General features: G+C 71.8%; 24 protein-coding genes and 1 riboswitch. Of the genes, 19 read left to right on the plus strand and 5 right to left on the minus strand.

The annotated features are described in order from the left end of the window. Positions 1-81 precede the first annotated feature (81 nt). Positions 82-1,341: a L,D-transpeptidase gene (locus AC069R_RS07085; protein ID WP_478765232.1), complete on the plus strand. Its 1,260-nt coding sequence runs from the start codon at positions 82-84 to the stop codon at positions 1,339-1,341. 56 nt (positions 1,342-1,397) lie between these two features. Here AC069R_RS07085 and AC069R_RS07090 read toward each other — a convergent pair whose 3' ends face one another. Then, entirely contained in the window at positions 1,398-1,799 is a 402-nt protein-coding gene (locus AC069R_RS07090; RefSeq protein WP_478765234.1) for a response regulator, read from the minus strand. A gap of 157 nt (positions 1,800-1,956) precedes the next feature. Here AC069R_RS07090 and ctaE point away from each other — a divergent pair, with 157 nt between their 5' ends. The 6 genes from ctaE (at position 1,957) to AC069R_RS07120 (ending at position 9,046) form a co-directional block, all read left to right on the plus strand. After that, positions 1,957-2,577, plus strand: a complete 621-nt coding sequence (gene ctaE / locus AC069R_RS07095; protein WP_111582346.1) for an aa3-type cytochrome oxidase subunit III — start codon at positions 1,957-1,959, stop codon at positions 2,575-2,577. Between the two features lie 63 nt (positions 2,578-2,640). Next, positions 2,641-3,453 (plus strand): cytochrome bc1 complex diheme cytochrome c subunit, encoded by an 813-nt coding sequence (gene qcrC, locus AC069R_RS07100; RefSeq protein ID WP_478765236.1) that lies wholly within the window; start codon positions 2,641-2,643, stop codon positions 3,451-3,453. Continuing rightward, positions 3,450-4,508 (plus strand): cytochrome bc1 complex Rieske iron-sulfur subunit, encoded by a 1,059-nt coding sequence (qcrA, locus tag AC069R_RS07105; RefSeq protein ID WP_478765237.1) that lies wholly within the window; start codon positions 3,450-3,452, stop codon positions 4,506-4,508. Before qcrC ends, qcrA begins: the two co-directional genes overlap by 4 nt. Continuing rightward, positions 4,505-6,142, plus strand: a complete 1,638-nt coding sequence (gene qcrB, locus AC069R_RS07110; RefSeq protein ID WP_478765239.1) for a cytochrome bc1 complex cytochrome b subunit — start codon at positions 4,505-4,507, stop codon at positions 6,140-6,142. The genes qcrA and qcrB overlap by 4 nt, the downstream gene beginning before the upstream one ends. Before the next feature lie 138 nt (positions 6,143-6,280). After that, positions 6,281-7,345 carry an anthranilate phosphoribosyltransferase gene (gene trpD / locus AC069R_RS07115; protein ID WP_478765241.1) on the plus strand — a complete coding sequence of 355 codons (1,065 nt, stop codon included), beginning with the start codon at positions 6,281-6,283 and terminating at the stop codon, positions 7,343-7,345. Positions 7,346-7,426: 81 nt separating this feature from the next. Beyond that, positions 7,427-7,543: riboswitch (SAM riboswitch) on the plus strand. 162 nt (positions 7,544-7,705) lie between these two features. Next, entirely contained in the window at positions 7,706-9,046 is a 1,341-nt protein-coding gene (locus tag AC069R_RS07120; protein ID WP_478765242.1) for an aminotransferase class V-fold PLP-dependent enzyme, read from the plus strand. A 39-nt stretch (positions 9,047-9,085) separates the two neighbouring features. On the opposite strand, the gene AC069R_RS07125 is transcribed toward AC069R_RS07120, so the two are convergent. Next, a complete protein-coding gene (locus tag AC069R_RS07125; RefSeq protein WP_391648182.1) occupies positions 9,086-9,367 on the minus strand; it encodes an Lrp/AsnC family transcriptional regulator in 282 nt (93 codons plus the stop codon). Next, positions 9,364-10,149, minus strand: a complete 786-nt coding sequence (locus AC069R_RS07130; RefSeq protein ID WP_478765244.1) for a rhomboid family intramembrane serine protease — start codon at positions 10,147-10,149, stop codon at positions 9,364-9,366. The genes AC069R_RS07125 and AC069R_RS07130 overlap by 4 nt, the downstream gene beginning before the upstream one ends. 149 nt (positions 10,150-10,298) lie before the next feature. Between AC069R_RS07130 and AC069R_RS07135 the strand changes: the two genes are divergently transcribed. The 5 genes from AC069R_RS07135 (at position 10,299) to AC069R_RS07155 (ending at position 15,727) form a co-directional block, all read left to right on the plus strand. Continuing rightward, complete coding sequence (locus tag AC069R_RS07135; protein ID WP_478765246.1) at positions 10,299-10,538, plus strand: hypothetical protein; 240 nt, start codon at positions 10,299-10,301, stop codon at positions 10,536-10,538. A gap of 52 nt (positions 10,539-10,590) precedes the next feature. Further along, the gene (locus AC069R_RS07140) at positions 10,591-11,934 is read left to right on the plus strand and encodes an NYN domain-containing protein (RefSeq protein ID WP_478765248.1); all 1,344 of its coding nucleotides are present in this window, start codon (positions 10,591-10,593) and stop codon (positions 11,932-11,934) included. A 211-nt stretch (positions 11,935-12,145) separates the two neighbouring features. Further along, entirely contained in the window at positions 12,146-13,180 is a 1,035-nt protein-coding gene (locus tag AC069R_RS07145; RefSeq protein WP_478765250.1) for a C40 family peptidase, read from the plus strand. A gap of 243 nt (positions 13,181-13,423) precedes the next feature. Further along, on the plus strand, positions 13,424-14,470 hold the full coding sequence (locus AC069R_RS07150) for a C40 family peptidase (protein ID WP_478765252.1): 1,047 nt from the start codon (positions 13,424-13,426) through the stop codon (positions 14,468-14,470). 30 nt (positions 14,471-14,500) lie between these two features. Next, on the plus strand, positions 14,501-15,727 hold the full coding sequence (locus AC069R_RS07155) for a hypothetical protein (protein WP_478765253.1): 1,227 nt from the start codon (positions 14,501-14,503) through the stop codon (positions 15,725-15,727). On the opposite strand, the gene AC069R_RS07160 is transcribed toward AC069R_RS07155, so the two are convergent. Continuing rightward, positions 15,708-16,937, minus strand: a complete 1,230-nt coding sequence (locus AC069R_RS07160) for a glycosyltransferase 87 family protein (protein ID WP_478765255.1) — start codon at positions 16,935-16,937, stop codon at positions 15,708-15,710. The two genes, AC069R_RS07155 and AC069R_RS07160, sit on opposite strands and share 20 nt — an antisense overlap. Positions 16,938-17,068: 131 nt before the next feature. Here AC069R_RS07160 and AC069R_RS07165 point away from each other — a divergent pair, with 131 nt between their 5' ends. Further along, positions 17,069-18,211 carry a glycosyltransferase family 4 protein gene (locus tag AC069R_RS07165; RefSeq protein ID WP_478765256.1) on the plus strand — a complete coding sequence of 381 codons (1,143 nt, stop codon included), beginning with the start codon at positions 17,069-17,071 and terminating at the stop codon, positions 18,209-18,211. Positions 18,212-18,257: 46 nt separating this feature from the next. On the opposite strand, the gene AC069R_RS07170 is transcribed toward AC069R_RS07165, so the two are convergent. Next, positions 18,258-20,054 (minus strand): AMP-dependent synthetase/ligase, encoded by a 1,797-nt coding sequence (locus AC069R_RS07170; protein ID WP_478765258.1) that lies wholly within the window; start codon positions 20,052-20,054, stop codon positions 18,258-18,260. A 298-nt stretch (positions 20,055-20,352) separates the two neighbouring features. Here AC069R_RS07170 and AC069R_RS07175 point away from each other — a divergent pair, with 298 nt between their 5' ends. The 6 genes from AC069R_RS07175 (at position 20,353) to AC069R_RS07200 (ending at position 25,489) form a co-directional block, all read left to right on the plus strand. After that, positions 20,353-21,150 (plus strand): metallophosphoesterase family protein, encoded by a 798-nt coding sequence (locus tag AC069R_RS07175; protein WP_478765260.1) that lies wholly within the window; start codon positions 20,353-20,355, stop codon positions 21,148-21,150. A gap of 112 nt (positions 21,151-21,262) precedes the next feature. Next, entirely contained in the window at positions 21,263-21,700 is a 438-nt protein-coding gene (locus tag AC069R_RS07180) for an SRPBCC family protein (RefSeq protein WP_478765262.1), read from the plus strand. A 121-nt stretch (positions 21,701-21,821) separates the two neighbouring features. Further along, positions 21,822-23,000 carry an ArsA family ATPase gene (locus tag AC069R_RS07185; protein ID WP_478765264.1) on the plus strand — a complete coding sequence of 393 codons (1,179 nt, stop codon included), beginning with the start codon at positions 21,822-21,824 and terminating at the stop codon, positions 22,998-23,000. Between the two features lie 63 nt (positions 23,001-23,063). Then, on the plus strand, positions 23,064-23,558 hold the full coding sequence (locus tag AC069R_RS07190; RefSeq protein ID WP_478765266.1) for a DUF5304 domain-containing protein: 495 nt from the start codon (positions 23,064-23,066) through the stop codon (positions 23,556-23,558). A gap of 67 nt (positions 23,559-23,625) precedes the next feature. Next, the gene (locus tag AC069R_RS07195) at positions 23,626-24,579 is read left to right on the plus strand and encodes an ROK family glucokinase (RefSeq protein WP_478765267.1); all 954 of its coding nucleotides are present in this window, start codon (positions 23,626-23,628) and stop codon (positions 24,577-24,579) included. A gap of 133 nt (positions 24,580-24,712) precedes the next feature. Next, a complete protein-coding gene (locus AC069R_RS07200) occupies positions 24,713-25,489 on the plus strand; it encodes an endonuclease/exonuclease/phosphatase family protein (RefSeq protein WP_478765269.1) in 777 nt (258 codons plus the stop codon). The last annotated feature ends 101 nt before the right edge of the window (positions 25,490-25,590 follow it).

Consider the following 25,590-nt stretch of genomic DNA (forward strand, 5'->3'; position numbering starts at 1 on the left):
CGCCCTCGGATGCGGGAGTGTCGTTCCCTCGTATGGGTTACCTACCGCGCCAGTAGGGTCTCCATCTCATAGCGTGATCGTATGAACCACATTCCGCGGACCCGTACCGTCGTCAGCTGTGCCGTGCTGGTGACCGCCCTGGGCGCGGGCAGCACCGCCTGCGGTTCGCACGGCGATCCCCTGTCCGCCACGCCGTACGACGCGGCGGGCCTGATCTCCTTCAACGCGCCCAGCGAGGCGGGCAAGCGGGCCGACCCGGACAAGCCCCTGGAGGTCACCGTCAAGGACGAGGGGCGCATCACCGACGTGACCGCCCAGGACTCCACAGGGCGCTATGTGGCGGGCGAACTCACCGCCGACGGCAGTCGCTGGCACAGCACCTCCCCGCTGGCCGCGAGCGCCCACTACACGGTCACGGTGAGCACCGAGGACGAGGACGGGGCGCCCGGCCGCAAGGTCCTCAGCTTCGACACCACCCAGCCCACCGCCAAGAAGCAGCTGGGCGTCACCTTCGGGCCGGACACGGGCCAGTACGGCGTCGGGCAGATCATCACCGCCCAACTCGGCCAGGAGGTCAAGGACAAGGCGCAGCGGGCCGTCGTGGAGCGCGGCCTGCGGGTGGACTCCGTGCCCGCCGTGCCCGGCTCCTGGTACTGGGTGAGCGACAAGGAACTCCACTACCGGCCCAAGGACTACTGGCCCGCCCACGCCACGATCCTGGTGCACAGCAACCTGGACGGCGTGAAGATCGGCGACCGGCTGTGGGGCGGCAAGTCGAAGCCGGTGAAGCTGACCACGGGCGACCGCATCGAGGCCCTCACGGACGCCTCCGCGCACGAGATGACGGTGCTCAAGAACGGTGCTGTGATCAACAGCATCCCGGTCACCACCGGCAAGCCCGGCTACGAGACCCGCAACGGCGTCAAGGTGGTCCTGGAGAAGCAGTACTTCGTACGCATGCGCGGCATCACCGTCGGCATCGCCGAGGGCAGCCGGGACAACTACGACCTGCCCGTGTACTACGCCACTCGGGTGACCTGGTCCGGCGAGTACGTGCACGCGGCGCCCTGGTCGGTCGGCTCACAGGGGTACGCCAACGTCAGCCACGGCTGCACCGGCATGAGTACGTCCAACGCGCGCTGGTTCTTCGACACCATCCATCCGGGGGACATCGTCCGGGTCGTCAACTCCAACGGCCGGCCGATGGAACCCTTCGGCAACGGTTTCGGCGACTGGAACGTCACCTGGAAGAAGTGGCGCACGGGCTCCGCCCTGACCGGCACCCAGACCAACGGCCAGTCCTCCGCGGACACGGTCCGCCTCCAGCCAGCGGCCGTGTGAGCAGCGCCCCGAGGGGGCGCGGGTCCGTGCCGGCGCACGGCCCGCGCCCCCTCGCGCTAGGCGCTCACCAGCCTCTTGCTCCGCAGCAGGGCGGCCAGCGAGGCGGCGAACTCCACCGGGTCCACCGGCAGGGTCACCGCGGCGTCCGCGCGGCTCCAGGTGGCCAGCCAGGCGTCCTGGGGGCGCCCGATGAGCAGCAGCACGGGCGGGCACTGGAACACCTCGTCCTTGATCTGCCGGCACATCCCCATGCCGCCCATCGGGACGGCCTCGCCGTCGAGCACGCAGGCGTCGATGCCCCCGCGGTCCAGCTCGCGCAGCACCGCCGCGGGCGTGGCGCACTCCACGAACTCCACCGGGGGCACGTCGGGGGCGGGGCGCCGCCCGGTGGCCAGCCGTACTTGCTCGCGGGTGTTGGAGTCGTCGCTGTAGACCAGCACGGTGGCGGTCGGCTGCATTGTTCCTCCGGGTCGACGTCGGCGTCGTACGGACAGGACGGACGGGGCCGTTTGGGCGGATGTTACTCCCATGAACACCACGTCAACACCGCTTCGGAGGGCAGCAACACTCCGAACGGCACCCCCCGGAGTGAGGGCGAGATAAGCGACCGACATAATGTCGGTCGTGGCGACAGCAACGACAGTAGAAACCGGGCACGCGCACCCGTCGGTCAACCGGCCGAACCTCACCAGCGTCGGAACCATCATCTGGCTGAGTTCCGAGCTGATGTTCTTCGCGGCCCTCTTCGCGATGTACTTCACCCTCCGGTCGGTGACCGGACCGGCTCACTGGAAGCACATGGCTTCAAGCCTCAATGTGCCTTTCTCCGCGACGAACACCACGATCCTGGTGCTCTCGTCGCTCACCTGTCAGCTCGGCGTGTTCGCGGCCGAGCGGGGCGACGTGAAGAAGCTCCGTGGCTGGTTCATCCTCACCTTCATCATGGGTGCGATCTTCATCGGCGGTCAGATCTACGAGTACACGAGCCTGGTGAAGGAGGACGGCCTCTCGCTCTCCTCCGACCCGTACGGCTCGGTGTTCTACCTGACCACCGGCTTCCATGGCCTGCATGTGACGGGCGGTCTCATCGCCTTCCTGCTGGTCCTCGGCCGCACCTACATGGCCAAGAGGTTCACCCACGAGCAGGCGACGGCCGCCATCGTCGTGTCCTACTACTGGCACTTCGTCGATGTCGTCTGGATCGGCCTCTTCGCCACGATCTATTTGATCAAGTAGCCGGGACCGCTCCCGCTAAGTCCAGAAGCACCGACGCAGAAGATCCTGACACCGGGGTAATCCGTGAAAAAGCTCTCCGCACGACGACGCCATCCGCTGGCGGCGGTCGTCGTCCTACTCCTCGCGCTGGCGGCCACGGGGGGGCTGTACGCCGCGTTCGCGCCCGCGGGCAAGGCGCAGGCCGACGCAGGCTCCCAGTCCCTGACCATCAAGGAGGGTAGGAAGCTCTTCGAGGTCGGCTGCGCCAGCTGCCACGGCACCGGTGGGCAGGGCTCCTCCGACGGGCCGAGCCTGGTCGGCGTGGGCGCCGCGGCCGTCGACTTCCAGGTCGGTACCGGCCGTATGCCGGCCGCGACCTCGCAGGGCGCCCAGGTCCCGCGCAAGAAGGCCGTGTACAACCAGACCCAGATCGACCAGCTCGCCGCGTACGTCGCGTCGCTGGGCGCCGGTCCGGTGGTGCCGACCAAGCAGCAGTACGGTCCGGACGGCGCGGACGTCGCCAAGGGTGGCGAGCTGTTCCGCACCAACTGCGCGCAGTGCCACAACTTCACCGGCAAGGGCGGTGCCCTCACCGAGGGCAAGTTCGCGCCCACGCTGGAGGGTGTCGACCCGAAGCACATCTACGAGGCCATGCAGACCGGCCCGCAGAACATGCCGTCCTTCCCGGACACCACGATGTCCTCCCAGAACAAGAAGGACATCATCGCGTACCTGCACGCGATCGACAGCAGCGAGACGACGAACCCGGGCGGTCTGGAGCTGGGCGGCCTCGGGCCGGTCAGTGAGGGCCTGTTCGCCTGGATCTTCGGTCTCGGCGCGCTGATCGCCGTCGCCGTCTGGGTCGCCGCTCGGACCGCAAAGGCCAAGAAGTCATGAGTAGCCAAGACATTCCAGAAGAGAACCTGCCCGCTGAGCAGGACCACGCGCGCGGCGCGGTAGGGATCGCGGACGAGGAGAACCCGTTCGCCGATCCGGGGCTGCCGCCCCACGAGCACCGCATCCAGGACATCGACGAGCGGGCCGCCAAGCGGTCCGAGCGTATGGTCGCCCTGCTGTTCACGATCTCGATGCTGGCCACCGTCGGCTTCATCGTCTCGTACGTGACGATCCCGCACGACAAGAACATCTTCGTCTTCCCGATCGGTCACATCAGCGCGCTGAACTTCGCGCTGGGCCTGACCCTCGGCGTGGCGCTGTTCTGCATCGGCGCGGGCGCGGTCCACTGGGCCCGCACCCTGATGTCCGACGTCGAGGTCGCCGACGAGCGGCACGCGATCGCGGCCCCCGAGGAGGTCCGGGCGAAGGTCCACGCGGACTTCCGCCAGGGCGCCAAGGAGTCGGCGCTCGGCCGCCGCAAGCTGATCCGCAACACGATGTTCGGCGCGCTGGCCCTGGTGCCGCTCTCCGGCGTCATGCTGCTGCGCGACCTCGGCCCGCTGCCCGGCACCTCGCTGCGGCACACCCTGTGGGCCAAGGGCAAGCGCCTGGTCAACATGAACACCAACCAGCCGCTGCGTCCCGAGGACATCGCCGTCGGCTCGCTCACCTTCGCCAAGCCGGACGGCCTGGAGGAGACGGACGAGGAGTTCCAGGACGAGCTGGCCAAGGCGGCCCTGATGATCGTCCGGCTCCAGCCGGACAACATCAAGGACAAGCGCGAGCTCGACTGGTCGCACGAGGGCGTCGTCGCGTTCTCCAAGATCTGCACCCACGTCGGCTGCCCGATCTCGCTGTACGAGCAGCAGACGCACCACGTGCTGTGCCCGTGCCACCAGTCCACCTTCGACCTCTCCGACGGCGCCCGAGTGATCTTCGGCCCCGCCGGCCACGCCCTGCCGCAGCTGCGCATCGGTGTGGACAGTGAGGGTTACCTCCAGGCGCTCGGCGACTTCGAGGAGCCCGTCGGTCCTGCATTCTGGGAGCGCGGATGAGTACTACAGCGAACGAGACCTCCCGCGCGCGCGGGAAGGCACCGGCCGGCGAGCGGATCGCCGACTGGGCCGACGGCCGGCTGGGGATCTACTCCCTGGCCAAGGCCAACATGCGCAAGATCTTCCCCGACCACTGGTCGTTCATGTTGGGCGAAGTGTGCATGTACAGCTTCATCATCATCATCCTGACGGGTGTCTATCTGACGCTGTTCTTCCACCCGTCGATGAACGAGGTCGTGTACCACGGCAGCTATGTCCCGCTCCAGGGGCAGATGATGTCGGAGGCCTTCAACTCGACCCTGCACATCTCCTTCGACGTGCGCGGTGGTCTGCTGGTCCGGCAGATCCACCACTGGGCCGCGCTGATCTTCCTCGCCGGCATGTTCGTGCACATGATGCGCGTGTTCTTCACCGGCGCGTTCCGCAAGCCGCGTGAGATCAACTGGCTGTTCGGCTTCCTGCTGTTCGTCCTCGGCATGTTCACCGGTTTCACCGGTTACTCGCTCCCGGACGACCTGCTCTCCGGCACCGGTGTGCGCTTCACCGAGGGCGCGATCCTGTCCATGCCGATCGTCGGCACGTACATCTCGTACTTCCTCTTCGGCGGTCAGTTCCCCGGCCACGACTTCGTCGCCCGGTTCTACTCGATCCACATCCTGCTGCTGCCGGGCATCATGCTCGGCCTGATGGTGGCGCACCTGATCCTGGTCTTCTACCACAAGCACACGCAGTTCGCGGGTCCGGGCAAGACCAACAACAACGTCGTCGGCATGCCGCTGCTGCCGGTCTACATGGCCAAGGCCGGAGGCTTCTTCTTCCTGGTCTTCGGTGTCATCGCGGCCATCGCCGCGGTCGCGCAGATCAACCCGATCTGGGCCATGGGCCCCTACCGTCCGGACCAGGTGTCCACCGGCGCCCAGCCCGACTGGTACATGGGCTTCGCCGAGGGTCTGATCCGCTTCATGCCGGGCTGGGAGATCAACTTCTGGGGCCACACCCTGGTCCTGGGCGTCTTCATCCCGCTGGTGCTGTTCGGCGTGGTGCTCGGCGCGATGGCGGTCTACCCGTTCATCGAGTCCTGGATCACCGGCGACAAGAGCGAGCACCACATCCTGGACCGCCCGCGCAACGCCCCGACCCGTACCGGTCTCGGTGTCGCCTGGGTGACGATGTACATGATCACGCTGGTCGGTGGTGGCAACGACCTGTGGGCCACCCACTTCCACCTGTCGATCAACTCCGTGACCTGGTTCGTCCGGATCTTCTTCTTCGTCGGCCCGGTCATCGCGTTCATCGCCACCAAGCGGATCTGCCTCGGCCTCCAGCGCCGCGACCGCGACAAGGTGCTGCACGGCCGCGAGACCGGCATCATCAAGCGGCTGCCGCACGGTGAGTTCATCGAGGTGCACGAGCCGCTCAGCCAGGAGCAGCTGCACACGCTCACCGCGCACACGCAGTACGCCCCGGCCGAGATCGGCCCCGCGGTCGACGAGAACGGCGTCGAGCGCAAGGTGAAGGCGTCCGAGAAGCTGCGGGTGAAGCTGTCCAACGCCTACTACGGCGAGGACAACCAGATCCCGAAGCCGACCTCCGAGGAGTACAAGGAGATCACGAGCGGCCACGGCCACCACTGATCCCCGCGTCGCCACGCCACAGAGGGGCCCCGTCCGCGAGCCGGACGGGGCCCTTCGCCGTGCCGGGGGCTCGATAGGGTGGGTACGGGTTTCCCCCGCTGAGCACCACCGAGTACGACTTTTCCCGAGGAGCGGCTGATGAGCGCTGTGACCCCCGCTGGAGGCGACACCGCGGCGGGCCGTTCCTGGCCCGCCCTGCTGAACGGCCTGCTGACCGGCCAGAACCTGTCCGCGGACGACACCGCCTGGGCGATGGACCTGATCATGCGGGGCGAGGCGACCGACGCCCAGATCGCCGGCTTCATGGTCGCGCTGCGCGCCAAGGGCGAGACCGTCGAGGAGATCTCCGGTCTCGTGCGCACCATGTACGCGCATGCGAACGTGATCGAGGTGCCGGGCCCGGCCGTGGACATCGTCGGCACCGGCGGCGACGGCGCCAAGACGGTGAACATCTCCACCATGTCCTCGATCGTGGTCGCGGGCACCGGCGCCAGGGTCGTCAAGCACGGCAACCGCGCCGCCTCCTCCGCCTCCGGCTCCTCCGACGTCCTGGAGAAGCTGGGCGTCAACCTTCAGCTGACCCCGAAGCGGGTCGCCGAGGTCGCCGAGGAGGCCGGGATCACCATCTGCTTCGCGGTGAAGTTCCACCCCTCGCTGCGTCATGTCGCCGCCGCGCGCGGCCAGTTGGGCATCCGTACGACCTTCAATGTGCTCGGCCCGCTGACCAACCCGGCGAACGTGCGCGCCCAGGCGGTGGGCGTCGCCGACCCGCGGATGGCACCCGTGGTGGCCGGGGCCTTCGCCGAGCGCGGCAACTCCGCGCTGGTCTTCCGCGGCGACGACGGGCTGGACGAGCTGACCGTCACCGGCACCTCGCGGGTGTGGGTGGTGCGCGATGGCAAGGTCACCGAGGAGGTCTTCGACCCGCGGGACGCCGGCATCGAGCCGGTCCCCCTGGAGGCCCTGCGCGGCGCGGACGCGGCGTACAACGCGGAGGTCGCCCGCCGGGTGCTGGACGGCGAGCGGGGCGCCGTACGGGATGCCGTACTGCTGAACTCGGCCGCCGCGCTGACGGCCCTGGAGCCGACCGACGCGCCGCTCACCGAGCAGCTGCGGGCCGGGATGGCGAAGGCCGCGCACTCCATCGACTCGGGCGCGGCGAAGCGGACGCTGGAGCGCTGGGTGGCCGCCAGCAACGCCTGACCGCGCCATCCGATGGTTGATCGTCCCGCGATCCGGACACGGGTTGCGGGGCATCGATCTTTTCGCGTACGTTCCCTGTCAGGTCATGAGTGACAGTCATGAGGCCCCGGCCGACTGTCCGGCAACCCTCCGTCCGTGGCGGGGTGCCCCGGGTGAGGACCAGGTCGTAGGCAGCGAGGTCTACGGCAAGCGCGGACCCCTCGGGCGCTCTCGGTAGCGCCGGGCCAGGGGTCCTGGTCGGTCGAGGGAGCCTCCCGTGAGCAAGCGAATGCGTTAGGGCCGCCGAGCCCCGCCTCCGCGCACCCCTTTCACCTTTCTTCCGTACGCCCCCTGCGGCGTGCGTTCTCACGGGAGTTCCCCATGTCTGTCTCCACCGTTGCCGCCGACCCGTCGATCTGCACCCCGCTGCCCGTTCTGGGCCGTGATGTCACCGTTCCGCTCGTCACCGGCGGCACCATCACCTACGCGGCCCTCGACTACGCGGCCAGCGCCCCCGCCCTCCAGCGCGTCTGGGACGACGTCGCCGCCTACGCGCCGTACTACGGCAGCGTCCACCGGGGCGCCGGGTACCTCTCCCAGATCTCCACCGACCTGTTCGAGAAGGCCCGCCGGACGGTCGCGGAGTTCCTCGGCTGCCGCGCCGGCGACCAGGTGGTCTTCACCCGCTCCACCACCGACTCGCTGAACCTGCTGGCCCGCGCGGTCCCGGCCGACTGCCGGGTCTTCGTCTTCGAGACCGAGCACCACGCCTCGCTGCTGCCCTGGCGGGACGACCGGGTCACCTACCTGGACGCGCCGCGCAGCCCGCGGCAGGCCGTGCAGACGCTGGAGCGGGCCCTCGCCGACCGCGACCCGTACGGGCCGGCCCTGGTCTGCGTCACCGGCGCCTCCAACGTCACCGGGGAGCTGTGGCCGGTGCGCGAGCTGGCCGCCGCCGCGCACGCCCACGGCGCCCGGATCGTCCTGGACGCCGCCCAGCTGGCCCCCCACCACCCGGTCTCCCTCGCCGACCTGGACGTCGACTGGGTCGCCTTCTCCGGGCACAAGCTGTACGCCCCCTTCGGCGCGGGCGTGCTGGCCGGGCGTGCCGACTGGCTGCGGGCCGCCGAGCCGTACCTCGCGGGCGGCGGCGCCAGCCGCAGCGTCGCCCGGCGCGCGGACGGGGGAGTGGAGGTGGAGTGGCACGAGAGCGCCGCCCGGCACGAGGCGGGCTCCCCGAACGTCATCGGCGCCTACGCCATCGCCTCCGCTTGCACGGCCCTCACCGAGGCCGGCTGGGACGCGCTGGTCGCCCGCGAGCAGTACCTGATCGACCGGGTGCGCTCGGGCCTCGCCGGGATTCCGCAGGTCAGGGTCCTGTCCCTGTTCGGGGACGACGCCCCGCGGGTCGGCGTGCTCTCCTTCGTGGTGGACGGCTGGAACAGCTCCCACTTCGCGGCCGCGCTCTCCGCCGAGTACGGCATCGGCGTCCGCGACGGCCTCTTCTGCGCCCACCCGCTGCTGCGCACCCTGCTCGGCACGGCCCCCGAGTCCCCGGCGGAGTGCGGCGCCCCGTCCCTGAACGCCATCCGCGTGAGCTTCGGCGCGGGCACCCCGGACGAGCATGTGGACCGCTTCGTCACGGCCGTACGACAGCTGGTGACCGAGGGCGCGAAGTGGACGTACCGGACGCAGGAGGGACGCTGCGTGCCGGTGGCGTAAAAGGCCGGACGGGCTGGTGGGGCGGCTTTCGGCGGACGGTCAGGAGTCCAGGCCGATCGCGAAGGCCGCCTCCAGGTCGTGCTGCGAGTACGTACGGAACGCCACGTGCGTGTCCGTCGCCTCCACGCCCGGAATCTTGCTGATCCGGCCCGGAATCACATCGGCCAGGTCCTCGTGCTCCCGCACCCGCACCATGGCGATGAGGTCGTACGTGCCGGTGACGGAGAAGACCTCGCTCACCGACTCCAGCGAGGCGATCCGCTCCGCGATCTCGGGGATCCGGTCCACGCTGGTCTTGATGAGGACGATCGCGGTGATCACGGCTGGTTCTCTCCCTCGGGGGCCGGTTCGGGTGCGCATTTCACTCTAGCCCGCCCGTCTCCCGCCGCCGCCCCTCCAAGGCCGCCCTCCGGGCCCTTCGACCTGCCGTACCGCACCCACGCGTAGACGAACCCCGCCCCGAACCCCACCAGGTGCGCCAGATACGCCACCCCCGGCCCCTGTACCGAGCGCCCCGCCGCCAGCCACTGGAGCGTCACCCAGAACGGCAGCACGACCCACGCGGGAAAGCGCAGCGGCAGGAAGAAGAGGAACGGCAGGAGACTGGTGACACGGGCGCGCGGGAACAGGAAGAGAAACGCCCCGAGCACCGCCGAGATCGCGCCCGACGCGCCCACCAGCGACTGTTCGGAGGTGTCGTTGGCGACGGCGTACCCCAGCAGGGCCAGGTAGCCGCAGCCGATGTAGAAGAGGGTGAACTCCACCCGGCCCATCCGCTCCTCGGTCAGCACGCCGAAGACGAGGAGGAAGAGCATGTTGCCGAGCAGATGCACCCAGTTGCCGTGCACGAACAGCGCCGTGACCGGGGTCAGCGCGTGCGCCAGGGGTGCGGCGAGCAGCTCGGCCGGGACCACCCCCCAGGTCCGGAAGTACACCCGCTGCGCGTCCTGGAGCACGTACCCGGTGCCGTACCCGGGGACGATTCCGGAGGCCGGGCCCAGTACGAAGATCAGGCAGCACAGGGCGATCAGGCCGTACGTCATCGGCGCGTCCCGGAGTGTCCTGAAGGTCCTGCCGGCCGCCGCGCTCCACTCGCTGATCATGAACACAGAGCATGACGTAACCGGACGCAAGCTGACAGACCGCCTCGCCGCCGCGAACGGACGGGCGGCGACAGGCCGCCAGGCCGTAGGGTTACGAGCCACACGCGTCGGCCCGCCGGCGCGCTCCGACCGACCCTGGGAAGGGCACGATGACGGTTCCCCAGCCGACCGCCACGACGCGATGGCGCTGCACCCTGTGCGGCAACCTCACCCGCTTCGACGTCACGCGCTCCTCGAAGGTCGTGGAGTACGTCCACCTCGACCTCGCGGGCGAGCCGACGGTGGAGGAGCGCGAGGTGGTCGATGAGACCATCGAATCGGTGCGCTGCCGCTGGTGCAACGCGGTGGACCAGGTGGAACTCGTGGACAGGCCGGGCACCGGCTCCTGACGGGGCCGGGCGCGGAGAGGCATATTGTCGGCAAGGTAGTGGGGTGTGACGGATGGTGGAGAGCGCGAGCGGGGGGCCGGGCGACGGCACCGCCGAGGTGCTTGACCGTCCGCTGCCCGACGGGGTGCGCCGCAGGGTCGTCGCGATCGTCTCGGAGTGCTTCGGCAAGCTGACCGTGGCCGAACTGCCCGCACAGCTGCGGCAGTACGCCCGGTTCGCCCCGAATCGCCGCGCGAAGTTCGCGGGGAACGCGATGGCCGCGGCGCTGGAGACCGACACGCTGTTCCGGCAGCGGATCGGCGAGAAGTTCCGCGCCGCGCAGCCGGAGCTGGCCGGCGCCCTGGAAGCCGGCTCGGTGCCGGCGGCCGCCGACCCGCTCGATGTGGCGGCGGCGGCCTGTGTGCTGCGCCCGGCGGGCTGGGTGAAGCTGGTCACCGCGGCCGGCGAGGAGGCCCAGCGCGCCGACGCCGAGCGGGCCGACGAGGAGAGCCGCGCCGAACTGGAGCGGCTGCGCGCCGAACTGGACCGCGCCCGCGAACAGACCAGAGCCGAGACCGAGCGGCTGCGCGCGGAGCTGGAGTCGGCGAAGCGGGGCCTGGAGTCGCTGAACCGGAAGCTGCGCTCGGCGCAGAGCGATGTGCGCCGGGGCGAGGCCGCGCTGCGCAAGGCGCAGGGCGAGATGGACGCCGTACGCGCCGAGGCGGGCGCTCGGGTGTCGGCCGCGGAGAGCGAGTCCCGGCGGCTCAAGACGCGGCTCGGTGAGGCGGAGGCGGCCCTGGAGGCCACCCGCAGAGCCGCCCGCGAGGGGCGCAGCGTGGAGGATATGCGGGTGCGGCTGCTGCTGGACACCCTGCTGGACGCCACCCAGGGCCTGCGGCGCGAGCTGGCGCTGCCGCCGGTGTCCGTGCGGCCGGCCGAGACGGTCGACGCGGTGGAGCCGGGCCGGATGACACCGAAGGACATCGCGGCGCGCGCCCTGTCCGAGCACGACCCGGCGATCCTCGACCAGTTGCTCGCGCTGCCGCAGGCGCATCTGGTCGTCGACGGCTACAACGTGACCAAGACCGGCTATCCGCAGATGCCGCTGGAAAAGCAGCGGCTGCGGCTGCTGGGCCAGTTGTCCGCGCTCGCCGCGCAGACCGGTGCCGAGGTGACCTGCGTCTTCGACGGCGCCGAGCTGGCCGCGCCGGTGCTGCTCGCGCCGCCGCGCGGGGTGCGGGTGCTGTTCTCCAAGCCGGGCGTCACGGCCGACGAGCTGATCCGCCAGCTGGTGCGCGCGGAGCCGCCGGGCCGTCCGGTCATCGTCGCCTCCACCGACCGCGAGGTGGCCGACGGCGTGGCGCGGGCCGGTGCCCGCCCCGTGGCCTCTGCGGTACTTCTGAAGCGACTGTCCTGAAGGCCCAACGGGCATACGTAATGCCCGAATTGGCCAGCTGGTCACGCAACGTAGGGTCAAGCGGCCCTCACTGCTTGTGGCTTGTGTGCAAAGAATGCATTGCGTGACGGGAATTTTTGCCGTGAGGATTTGAATGATCACAACATGGTCACTAGGGTCGGGGCTCGAACCTCCGAACGGGTGAACACTCACAAGAAGGAGTTCGTCCTCCGTGGCGTCCCACCGTCGACCCAGACAGCAGAGCCGTGCACGCGTGACCGTGCTGACCACCGCAGCCGCCGCAGCGGTCGTGCTCAGCGCGAACGCCGCGAACGCCGCGCCGAGCGAGAAGCTCAGCAAGGACCAGGTCAAGTCCAAGGTCGACAAGCTGTACGAGCAGGCCGAGCAGGCCACCGAGAAGTACAACGGCGCCAAGGAGAAGCAGCAGCAGCTCCAGAAGGAGATCTCCACCATCCAGGACAACGTCGCGCGGGGTCAGGAAGACCTCAACAAGCTGCGCGACGGCCTGGGTTCGCTGGCCACGGCCCAGTACCGCTCCGGCGGTATCGACCCCTCGGTCCAGCTGTTCCTCTCCTCCAACCCGGACGACTTCCTCGACAAGGCGTCCACCCTCGACCAGCTGAGCAGCCAGCAGGTCGACGCGCTGCGCAAGATCCAGGCCAAGCAGCGCGAGCTGGCCCAGGAGCGCTCCGAGGCCACCGAGAAGCTCAAGGACCTTGCGGACACCCGCACCGAACTGGGCGACAAGAAGAAGGAAGTCCAGGCCAAGCTCGCCGCGGCCCAGAAGATCCTCAACAGCCTCACCGCCAAGGAGAAGGCCGACCTCGCCGCCCAGCAGCAGCGCGCCGACCGCTCCTCCAGCGAGCGTGTGAACCTCGGGGACGCCCCGCCCGCCTCCGGCAGGGCCGCGGCCGCCTTCGCCGCCGCCCAGGGCGAGCTGGGCAAGCCGTACGTCTACGGCGCCACCGGCCCCTCCTCCTTCGACTGCTCGGGTCTGACCTCCTACGCCTACGCGCAGGCCGGCGTCTCCATCCCGCGCACCTCCGAGGAGCAGGCCAACATCGGCACCCGGATCTACAACCAGAGCGACCTCAAGGTCGGCGACCTGGTGTTCTTCTACGGCGACATCCACCACGTCGGTCTGTACGCGGGCAACGGCCAGGTGCTGCACGCCCCGCACACCGGTGCCGTGGTGCGCTACGAGGCGATGTCCGACATGCCCTTCCAGTTCGGCGTCCGGGTTTAAACCCCCGACGCTCCCGGAGGCGGTCGTCCGATCGGGCGAATCCACGGGACGGAAACTGACTCCACGCCCCGCCGTTGACCTGCGTCAGCGGCGGGGCGTCACTCTTTGTCGCCGCCGCGGTCTTTGGCCGCGGCCCTTCCGCACGGCTACTGTCTGCCGCGTTTCCCCGGCGCCGGGGCCTCCCCGTCCCCAGGCGCCGGGGAACGCCGTCCGTGTCAGCCAGTGGAAGGGGTTCGGCAACCCGTGGGGTCCCATCGCCGCCTTGCACCGTCCGGTCAGCACCGCGCACCGGCCGGATTCGACCGGGGTGCCGCAGCAGCCCTGTGCGCACTGTCGGCCGCCGCCGCGGCCCTCGGCGCGGTACCGGCGCACGCCGCGCCACACCCCGACGCCCGCGCCGAGGTGGACCGGCTCTACACCCAGGCCGAGCAGGCGACCCAGGCCTACGACCAGGCGCAGGAACGCACGGACGCGCTGCGCCGCGAGGTCCGCGCCGCCCAGGACCGTGTCGCCCGCCGCCAGCAGGACGTCAACGCGCTGCGCGAGGAGCTGGGCTCGCTGGCCGGGGCGCAGTACCGCTCGGGCGGCATCGACCCGGCCGTCGCGCTGCTGTTCTCCGACGACCCGGACGACTACCTCGACAAGGCCGCCACCCTCGACCGGATCAGCGCCCAGGAGGCGGGCCGGCTGCGGGAGTTGCGCTCCGCGCTGCGCGAGCTGGACCAGGAGCGGGCGGAGGCGGCCACCGAACTCGACGCGCTGGACCGCAGCCGCCGGGCGGTCGCCGCGCACAAGCGGACGGTGGAGGGCAAGCTCGCGCGGGCCCGGCAGCTGCTGAACTCGCTGTCCGCGGCCGACCGCGCCGCCTACGACCGGGCCTCCCGCTCGGCCGGCCCCGACCGCCTCGACCTGCCCGCCCTGACCGGCGCGGCCGGCGCCCCCGGCGCGCGCGCCGCCGCCGCCCTGGCCGCCGCCCGCTCCGCGCTCGGCCGCCCCTATGTGTGGGGCGCCAACGGGCCCTCCGGCTTCGACTGTTCGGGCCTGATGCAGTGGGCGTACGCGCACGCCGGCATCCAGCTGCCGCGCACCTCCCAGGAACAGCGGTACGCCGGGCGGCGCGTCCCGCTCTCCCAGGCCCGCCCCGGCGACCTGGTGGTCTACCGCTCCGACGCCAGCCATGTCGCCATGTACGTCGGCCACGGCCAGGTCATCCACGCCCCGCATCCGGGGGCGGCGGTGCGCTACGACCCGGTGGGGATGATGCCGATCTCCTCGGTGACCCGGCCCTGACGCCCGCGCGGCGCGCCGTACGATCGTGTGATGGCCGGTGGCAGGCGGGTGAGAGGCGTCGGGGCGATGGCCCTGTGTCTGCTGCTGTCCCTGGCCGGGTGCGCCGGGCGGTCGGCGGCCGACTCCGCGAAGGCCGAGGTGCAGCACCTCCTCGACCTGCGCTCGGCGGCGCTGCTGCGACACGACGCGGAGGCGTACGGCGCGACGGGCGCGAGCGCCGAGTACACCAGGCTGCGTGCCCTGCCGCTGGCCTCCTGGGCCTACCGGGTCACCACCCTGCGCCGCACCCCCGCGGGGGCCACCGCCGAGGCCGAGCTCAGCTACCGGGTCGCCGGGTACGACCGGGCCCCCGTCGACACCCGGCGCACCCTCATCCTGGCCCGCACCACCTCCGGCACCTGGTACGTCACCGGGGACCGGCCGGCCGGGACGTCCGGGCAGCAGCTGTGGGACCAGGGCACCGTGACCGCCGTACCCGGCGCGCACAGCCTGGTGCTCGGCACCGGGCAGCCGGCGGCCGACCTGCGGACGTACGCCAGGATGGCCGACGAGGCGGTCCCGGCGGTGACCAGGGAGTGGGGCACCGACTGGACGCGCCGGGTGGTCGTCCTGGTCCCCAAGTCCCTGACCGGCATGGCGGCTCTGCTCGGCTCGCCCGCCGCGAACTACCGGGGGATCGCCGCCGTGACCACCGGGGAGGTGAGCGAAGCGAACTGGGGGTCCCCCCGGCCGAAGGCTGGGGGAGGCGCGGGGCAGACGCCGGCCGACCGGGTGGTGATCAACCCGGACGCGTACGCGGTCCTCGGCGCGATGGGCAAACAGGTCGTCCTCACCCACGAGACCACCCACGTGGCCACCCGCGCCCACACCACCGCGGCCACCCCGCTCTGGCTCTCCGAGGGCTACGCCGACTGGATCGGCTACCTGGGCACCGACCGCACCCCGGCCCAGGCCGCACCCGAACTGGCCCGCGCCGTCGGCGCCGGCCAGGTCCCCGCGGCGCTCCCCACCGACAAGGACTTCGGCTTCACCAGCGACCCCACCGAGCTGGCCCGCGCCTACGAGGGCGGCTGGCTGGCCTGCCGCATGATCGCCGACCAGTGGGGCCCGGCCCGCCTGACCGCCTTCTACCGCGCCGTCGGCACCCACCCCACCGGCCCCACCGCCCTCACCACCGCCCTCCACCAGGTCCTCGGCCTGACCCCGGCCTCCTTCACGACCCGCTGGCAGAAGTACGTCAGGAGCGAGCTGCGCTGAGTTCCGGCTCGGCGGGTTCGCCGGTGACGGGCCCCTCGCGGGAGACGGTCGTACGCCACAGGCGGTGGGCTGACAGCAGGGTGGCGGTGGTCAGCAGGGCGTTGCGGAGGAGCATCAGGGTGATGCCGTACCAGTCGCTCGTCACCACGTGGACGAAGCCGATGGGGAATTCCAGGACGGTCAGGAAGGAGGAGGCCAGGATCAGCAGGGCGGGTGCGGTCATGCGGCTCGCGCGGTGGGTGAGGCAGACGGCGGCCAGGCCGATCAGCCAGACCAGGTACTGGGGGCTGATCACGCGGCTGGTGACGGTGAACAGGAGGACGGCGGTCAGCGCCGCGTCCGCCAGGGTGTGCCGGGGGAAGCGGCGGGCCCGCAGCCGCCACAGCAGCAGCCAGCCGAAGGCGCCCACGCTCAGCGCCAGCGCCGCCGCGCTCACCTCGGGCACGTACGGGCCCAGGAATTCGAGCGAGCCGTAGTTCAGCAGCACCTGCCCGCTCCAGCCGAAGTGCCGGGCCACATGGAAGACCAGGGCGCCCAGCGACTCCACCTCCGTGCCCCGCTCCCGCTGGAAGGTCAGGAAGGCGAACGCGCCCGGCATCGTCGCCGTGAACACCGCCGCGAGCACCGCCCCGGTCACCGCAGCCGACGCCCAGGCCCGGCGCCGCACCGCCCCGGCCAGCAGCAGTGCCGGCCACACCTTCAGCAGCGCCCCGAAGGCCGCCAGCGCGCCCATCACCCGCGGATGCCGGACCCCCGCGAGCAGCGCGGCCACGGCCACCGCGGTCACCATCACGTCGTAGCGCGCGTACACCGTCGGCCCGAGCAGCGGGACGCCCGCCACCCACACCCACGCCCCGCGCCGCGACCGGCCGGGGTGCCGGGCCGACCGCAGCAGCAGCACCAGCACCGCCAGGTCGGCGCAGCACGCCAGCGCGAAGAAGGCGTGCGGGTAGGAGAGGAACGGCAGCAGGGCGGGCGCGAGGATCGGCAGCGCGGCGGCGGGCGGGTACTGCCAGGTGACGTCGTCCAGCGGGAACGTGCCCTGGCGCAGCACCTCGTACCAGTTGTGGTAGATCACCGAGACGTCCGTGGTGACGTCCGGGCCGGGCAGGACGTACACCCCGAGGACAAAGAGCAGCAACACCACACGGGTGACGCACCAGGTCGCGAGCAGGTACGCCGGCGAGCGCCGGACGTCCTTGGTCTCCACGTCTTCCCCTGCCGTTCGATGCCGATCCGAGTCCCGTGCCGAGGGACCATGATGTCCCGACCACCCCGGACCGTGCCAACGCACCGGCCGCCGCCCGGCGCCGGGCGGCCGATTCGGTAGGGTCGGCGGCGATGCACAAGACCCTGATCGTGACCAACGACTTCCCGCCCCGGCCGGGCGGCATCCAGGCCTTCCTGCACAACATGGCGCTGCGCCTGGACCCCGGCCGGCTGGTCGTCTACGCCTCCACCTGGAAGCGCGGCCGCGAGGGGATCGAGGCGACGGCCGCCTTCGACGCCGAGCAGCCCTTCCCCGTCGTACGCGACCGTACGACCATGCTGCTGCCGACCCCCGGCGCCACCCGGCGCGCGGCCGGGCTGCTGCGCGAGCACGGCTGCACCTCGGTGTGGTTCGGGGCCGCGGCACCGCTCGGGCTGATGGCGCCCGCGCTGCGCCGGGCCGGTGCCGAGCGCCTGGTGGCCACCACCCACGGGCACGAGGCCGGCTGGGCCCAGCTGCCCGCCGCCCGGCAGCTGCTGCGCCGGATCGGCGAGGCCACGGACACGATCACCTACCTGGGCGAGTACACCCGCTCCCGGATCGCCGGCGCGCTCACCCCCGAGGCGGCCGCGCGGATGGTGCAACTGCCGCCCGGCGTCGACGAGAAGACCTTCCACCCGGCCTCCGGCGGCGACGAGGTGCGCGCCCGGCTCGGCCTCACCGACCGCCCGGTCGTCGTCTGCGTCTCCCGGCTGGTGCCGCGCAAGGGCCAGGACACGCTGATCCGGGCCATGCCCCGGATCCTCGCCGCCGAGCCGGACGCCGTGCTGCTGATCGTCGGCGGCGGCCCCTACGAGCAGGACCTGCGCCGGCTCGCCCGCGAGAGCGGCGTCGCCGCCTCGGTCCGCTTCACCGGTGCCGTCCCCTGGTCCGAGCTGCCCGCCCACTACGGCGCGGGCGACGTCTTCGCCATGCCCTGCCGCACCCGCCGCGGCGGCCTCGACGTCGAGGGCCTCGGCATCGTCTACCTGGAGGCGTCCGCGACCGGCCTGCCGGTCATCGCGGGTGACTCCGGCGGCGCGCCGGACGCGGTCCTCGACGGGGAGACGGGCTGGGTGGTGCGCGGCGGCGACGCGCTCGACACCGCCGACCGCGTCGTCGCACTGCTCGGCGACTGTGCGCTGCGCCGCCGGATGGGGGAGCGGGGCCGGCGGTGGGTGGAGGAGAAGTGGCGCTGGGACCTGCTGGCGGAGCGGCTGAAGGACCTTCTGTGAAGGCCGCCTTGCGACTGACGCGTCGTCAGCCGCAAGGCGCGGCGGGCTACTTGGCGTAGATCGCCTCGATGTCGTCGGCGTAGTCCTTCGCCACCACGTTCCGCTTGAGCTTGAGCGACGGGGTGAGGTGGCCCGAGTCCTCCGTGAACTGGGCCGTGAGGATGCGGAACTTGCGCACCGACTCGGCCTTGGACACCGCCGCGTTGCCGTCGTTCACCGCGTCCTGGATCGCCGCGTTCAGGTCCGGGTCGTCGCGCAGGGACGACGCCGTGGAACCCGCCGGCTTGCCGTGCTCCGCGGCCCAGCGCGCCAGGAACTCCTCGTCCAGCGTGATCAGCGCGCCGACGAACGGCCGCCCGTCGCCGACCACCATGCACTCCGCGACCAGCGCGTGCGCGCGGATGCGGTCCTCGATCACCGCCGGGGCGACGTTCTTGCCGCCCGCCGTGACGATGATCTCCTTCTTGCGGCCGGTGATCCGCAGATACCCGTCCTCGTCCAGGGTGCCGATGTCCCCGGTGTGGAACCACCCGTCGGCCAGCGCCTCCGCCGTCGCGCCCGGATTGTTCCAGTACTCCTTGAACAGGTGCTCGCCGTGCAGCAGCACCTCGCCGTCGTCCGCGATCCGCACCACGGAGCCGGGCAGCGGCTGCCCCACCGTGCCGATCTTCTGCCGGTCCCACGGGTTGAACGCGGTCGCCGCGCAGGACTCGGTGAGGCCGTACCCCTCCAGCACCGTGAAGCCGATGCCCCGGAAGAAGTGGCCGAGCCGCTCGCCCAGCGGGGCGCCGCCGGAGATGGCGTACTCGCCCCGGCCGCCGAGGACCGCGCGCAGCTTGCCGTAGACCAGCTTGTCGAAGACCTTGTGCCTGATCTTCAGCCCCAGCGACGGTCCCGCCGCGGTGTCCTGGGCCCTGCTGTAGGCGATCGCGGTGTCGGCCGCCTTGTCGAAGACGGCGCCCTTGCCGTCGGCCTGCGCCTTGGCGCGCGCGGAGTTGTAGACCTTCTCGAAGACGCGCGGCACACCGAGGATCAACGTCGGCCGGAACGCGGCCAGTTCGTCGGTGAGGTGCTTGATGTCCGGGACGCAGCCCAGCTTGATGGGCGCCATCATCGGCGCGATCTGCACCAGCCGGCCGAAGACATGGGCGAGCGGCAGGAAGAGCAGCACCGAGCACTCGCCGGTGCGGAACAGCGGACGCAGCCGCTCCACGATGTTGCCGCACTCCGCGAAGAAGCTGCGGTGGGTGAGCACACAGCCCTTGGGGCGGCCGGTGGTGCCGCTGGTGTAGACGATGGTGGCCGGGTCGTCGGCGCAGGCGAGCGAGGACCGCTCGTCCACCGTCTCCTCCGACACGTCCTGCCCGAGCCGCTCCAGCTCCTCCACGGCGCCGGCCTCGATCTGCCAGACGTGCTTCAGCGCGGGCAGCGTCTCGCGCACGGCCTCCACCGCGGCCGCGTGCGCGTCCAGCTCCACGACGCAGGCGGTCGCGCCCGAGTCGGAGAGGATCCACTGCACCTGCTCGGGCGAGCTGGTCTCGTACACCGGCACGGTCACCGCGCCCGCGCTCCAGATGGCGAAGTCGAGGAGCGTCCACTCGTAGCGCGTCCGGGACATCAGGCCCACGCGGTCGCCCGGCTGCACCCCGGCGGCGATGAGCCCCTTGGCCGCGGCGTGCACCTCGGCCAGGAACTGCCGGGCCGTCACGTCCTGCCACACCCCGCCGGACTTGCGGGCGATCACGGCGACGTCGGGATGCTGCGCGGCGTTTCTGCGGACGATGTCGGTCAGGTTTCCGTCCGCAGGGACCTCGTACAAGGCCGGAAGGCTGAACTCGCGCAAGACTGCTGCTCCTCATAGGGCGCCGGCGCCACGACGTTGTGTGCTGCGACGGTGCGGTCCAAGGCTCGGGCTGGTGCTCGGGGCTACCGGTGGCTGAAACCCAGAGCACGACTGGACTGCCCGGACGTTACCCGTCGGTATGCGGTTCCCGACAGGGGGTCCCGGCCAGATGTTCGCTGCGTCACACGCGATGGCGTTCCTTCGCGCACAGTAGTCCACGGCCTTCGCGACGGGCGAGTAACCGCAGGCCACGACCGGGACTGTTCACCTGCGGCACACACGCCTACGCTTGATCGCCATGGCATCCACACCCCCTCGAAGCAGCCGGCACCGCGTCCATGTGGTCAGTGATGTGCACGGCAACGCACGGGACCTGGCGCGGGCCGGCGAGGGTGCCGATGCCCTGATCTGCCTGGGCGACCTGGTGCTGTTCCTCGACTACGCCGACCACTCGCGCGGCATCTTCCCCGACCTGTTCGGCGAGGAGAACGCCGACCGCATCGTGGAGTTGCGCACCGCCCGGCGCTTCGAGGAGGCCCGCGCGTTCGGCGCCGGGCTGTGGGGCGGGATCGAGGGCGACCGGTTCACGGCCATCGAGAAGGCGGTGCGCAAGCAGTACGCCGAACTCTTCGCCGCGTTCCCCACTCCGACGTACGCCACCTACGGCAATGTCGACATGCCGCAGCTGTGGCCGGAATACGCCCGTCCCGGTACCACCGTGCTCGACGCGCAGCGGGTGGAGATCGGCGGCTGGACGTTCGGCTTCGTCGGCGGGGGACTGCGCACGCCCATGCGGACGCCGTACGAGATCTCCGACGAGGAGTACGCCGCGAAGGTCGAGGCGGTGGGCGAGGTGGACGTGCTGTGCACCCACATCCCGCCGGAGGTGCCGGAGCTGGTGTACGACACCGTCGCGCGCCGCTTCGAGCGGGGGAGCCGGGCGCTGCTGGACGCCATCCGGCGCACCCGGCCCCGGTACGCGCTGTTCGGGCATGTCCACCAGCCGCTGGCGCGCAGGATGCGGATCGGGGCGACCGAGTGCGTGAACGTGGGGCACTTCGCGAGCGCCGGGAGGCCCTGGGCGCTGGAGTGGTGACGGGGCGGGGGCCGGGGGGAGGCGGCCGCACGGTAGCCTTCACGCTGCACAGACGTGCGCAGGTCGCGCACGGCAAGAGTCTCTTCGGTCCGCATCTGGAGGAGCCACGGCGATGGCGGAACACACCAGTTCGAGCATCACGATCGAGGCGGCTCCGGCCGACGTCATGGCGGTGATCGCCGACTTCGAGCGCTACCCGGACTGGACCGGCGAGGTGAAGGAGGCGGAGGTCCTCAAGACCGACGAGCGGGGGCGTGCCGAGCAGGTACGGCTCGTCATGGACGCCGGTGCGATCAAGGACGACCAGACGCTGGCGTACACCTGGGCCGGCGACAACGAGGTCTCCTGGACGCTGGTCAAGTCCCAGATGCTGCGCTCGCTCGACGGGTCCTACCTGCTGCGGCCGGCGGGAACGGGCGGCACGGAGGTCACGTACCGGCTCACCGTCGACGTCAAGATCCCCATGCTCGGCATGATCAAGCGCAAGGCGGAGAAGGTCATCATCGACCGCGCCCTGGCCGGCCTGAAGAAGCGCGTCGAAACCCCCTGACCACCCTTCGCCCGCCTCCCCACCCGGCTCGCTCGGCCGGGAGGCGGGACCACAGGGCCGCCGGCCACCCCGGACCCTCGCCGCCGCACCCCGCACGGAGTGTCCGTTACCGTTCGGACCTATGCGGACCATCCTGATCACGGGGCCCGGTGGCAGCGGGCGGACGACCGTCGGCGCCGCCACCGCGCTGCGTGCCGCCCGTGAGGGCAGCCGGACCCTGTTGCTGAGCGCGGAGCGCGCGGACACCCCCGGCACGGTACTGGGGGTGCCCACCGGGGCCCGGCCCGTCGAGGTCGCGCCCCGGCTCACCGCCTGGCGCCCCGACGCCGCCGCCGGTTTCCGCGAGGACCTCGCCGAGTTCCAGCGCCGCGCCGCCGGCGTCCTCGACCTGCTCGGCGCCTCCCGCCTGGACGCCGAGGAGGTCACCCCGCTGCCCGGCGCCGAGGAGCTGACGTTCCTGCGCGCACTGCGCGACGCCGCGCTCTGCGAGGAGTACGACCTCCTCGTCGTCGACCTGCCACCCCTCCCGCAGGCCCTCGCCCTGCTCTCCCTCCCCGAGGAACTGCGCCGCTACCTGCGCCGCCTGCTGCCCCCCGAGCGCCAGGCCGCCCGCGCCCTGCGCCCGGTGCTCGGCCGGCTCGCCGGCGTCCCCATGCCCGCCGACTGGCTGTACGAGACGGCCGGCCGCTGGGACGTGGAGCTGGCCGCCGTGGAGGCCGTACTCACCGACCGCGACACCGCCGTGCGCCTCGTCGCCGAACCCGGCCCCGCCGCCGTGGACGCCCTGCGCACCGCCCGCCTCGGCCTCGCCCTGCGCGGTCTGCGCACCGAGGCCCTCGTCGCCAACCGCGTCCTGCCCGACACCACCCCGGACACCTGGCTCGCCGCCCTGGCCGCCCAGCAGCGCAAGGCGCTCAGGGAATGGGAGGACGACGCGGAGTGCGCCGTGCACCCCGTGCCGCACCTCGGCCGCGACCCGCACGGCCCGGACGACCTCGCCGCCCTCGCCGTACCCGCCGTCGCCGACGCGGCCCGCCCCGTCGAGTGGCCCGTCGCCGACCGGATCGCCGAGGACGGGGTGCTGGTCTGGCACATCCCGCTGCCCGGCGCCATACGGGAGGAACTCGACCTCATCCGGCGCGGCGACGAACTCGTGATCACCGCGAGCTCCTTCCGGCGGATCGTCTCCCTGCCCTCCGCCCTGCGCCGCTGCACCGTCTCCGGGGCCGGACTGCGCGAGGGCGAGCTGCGGGTGCGCTTCGCCCCCGACCCCGGCCTGTGGCCCGCCGCCGCACGGTGAACGGCCCCCTCCCGTTCGGGTACCGTCGTAGGCGTAAGGGCGTACCGCAGTCAGGAGTCCGCCATGAGCGATGAGCGCCCCGCCGAGCCGCACGAGGAGCCGCGGGTGAGCGACGCCGACGCCTGGGCCACGGCCTGCGCCGAGGACCTTCAGGCCGAGAAGGCCCGCCGCCGCACCGGCTACGGCCCGCCCCCCGGCTCCGCCGCCGAGGAACTGAAGAAGCTCGTGGACACGGTGGCCGACAAGCTGTCCGGCCTCCAGTCCCCCCTCGGCACCCTGGCCGGACCCGCCGCCCAGCAGATGGTCAAGCAGGTCGTCCAGCAGGCGAGGGCCGCCGTCGAGCCCGTCATCGAGCGCAACCCCGGCGTCTTCGACCACCTCGCCGCCGCCGGGAGCGAACTGCTCGCCGCCTACCGCTCGGCCGTCCAGTCCCAGGAGCGCCGCTGGACCTCCGGCCCGTCCGGTGTCGCCGACGAGTGGCGGGGGGAGCGGGGCGACGGCAAGGGGCGCGACCGGGGCGAGGGCACCGGCTCGGGAGAGCGCATCGACCTGGACTGAAGCCCTCGCCCGCAAGGGCCTCGGGTACGGTTGGCCGTAGCGGGGCTCGACCGAAACTGAGGGATTCATGGGACTCACCATCGGCGTCGACATCGGCGGCACGAAGATCGCGGCCGGCGTGGTCGACGAGGAAGGCAACATCCTCTCGACCTTCAAGGTGCCGACCCCCACCACGCCCGAGGCCATCGTGGACGCCATCGCCTCCGCGGTGGAGGGCGCGCGTGCCGGGCACGAGATCGTCGGCGTGGGCATCGGTGCGGCCGGTTACGTCAACCGGCAGCGCTCCACCGTCTACTTCGCGCCCAACATCGACTGGCGCAACGAGCCGCTCAAGGACAAGGTCGAGGCCCGCACCGGCCTCCCCGTCGTGGTCGAGAACGACGCCAACGCCGCCGCCTGGGGCGAGTACAAGTTCGGCGCCGGCAAGGGCCACCGCAACGTCATCTGCATCACCCTCGGCACCGGCCTCGGCGGCGGCATCATCATCGGCAACAAACTGCGCCGCGGACACTTCGGCGTGGCCGCCGAGTTCGGCCACATCCGGATGGTCCCGGACGGCCTGCTGTGCGGCTGCGGCTCGCAGGGCTGCTGGGAGCAGTACGCCTCCGGGCGCGCCCTGGTCCGCTACGCCAAGCAGCGCGCCAACGCCACCCCCGAGCACGCGGAGCTGCTGCTCTCGCTCGGCGACGGCACCCCGGACGGCATCGAGGGCAAGCACATCTCCATGGCCGCCCGGCAGGGCGACCCGGTCGCCGTCGACTCCTACCGCGAGCTGGCCCGCTGGGCCGGCGCCGGCCTCGCCGACCTGGCCTCCCTCTTCGACCCGTCCGCCTTCATCGTCGGCGGCGGCCTCTCCGACGAGGGCGAGCTGGTCCTCGACCCGATCCGCAAGTCGTACAAGCGGTGGCTGGTCGGCGGGAACTGGCGTCCCGTCGCCGACGTGATCGCGGCGCAGCTCGGCAACAAGGCGGGCATGGTCGGCGCGGCGGACCTGGCCCGCGAGCCCGACCCGATCATGTAAGCGGGACGCGAACAGCTCGGGGCGCGAGGTTCGTGTGCGGCTGCCCGCCCAGCGTGGCTCGTCGCGCAGTTCCCCGCGCCCCTCCGGCCGGCACAGTCGCCCGCTCCCGACAGCGCGGCGTACATTGATCCACATGGCGCCGCTCCCCAACTCCCACACAGAGCCCGATGGTTCAGCCGTTCTCCGCGTCCTGAGCTACAACATCCGCTCGCTGCGCGACGACACCGACGCCGTCGTCCGGGTGATCACCGCCTGCGCCCCCGACCTGGTCCTCCTCCAGGAGGCGCCCCGGTTCTTCCGCTGGCGCAAGAAGCTCGCGCGGCTGGCCGGGGCCTGCGGTCTGGTCGTCCTCACCGGCGGCGGCACCAGCGCGGGCCCCGCGATCCTGTGCTCGCTGCGCGCCACCGTGGAGCGCACCGAGGACGTCCTGCTGCCCCTCACCCCCGGACTGCACCGGCGCGGTCTGGCCACCGCGGTGGTCCGCTTCGGCGGCGCCCGGCTCGGCGTGATCAGCTGCCACCTCAGCCTCGACGCAAGCGAGCGCTACGCCCAGGGCGGTCTGCTCCTCGACCGGCTCGACGGACTCGGTGTGGAGCACGCGCTCGTGGGCGGCGATCTGAACGAGGGCCCCGACGGCCGCACCTTCCACCTGCTCGCCGGCGCCCTCCAGGACTGCCGGGCGGCGGCCCCCTGGGGCGGCGAGGAGACCTGGACGCACAGCGCGCCGGGGCGCCGTATCGACGCGGTGTTCGCCACCAAGGGCATCGAGGTCCTCGGCTGCGGGGTCCCCGAGGACCAGCCGGGCGTCACCCGCGCCGACCTGGCCGCCGCCACGGACCACCGCCCGGTCCTGGCCGCCCTGCGCGTCCCGGCCACCGGAGCGGAACCCGCTCCCGGCCAGCGCCGCTAGACCACGGCCCCGCCGGCCTCAAGGCGACCGACCGGACCACGGCCCCGCCCGTCCCGAGGCCGCCGTGCAGACCACAGGCCGCCGTGCAGACCACAGGCCGC

This window comes from Streptomyces sp. NPDC043952, from assembly GCF_056435325.1.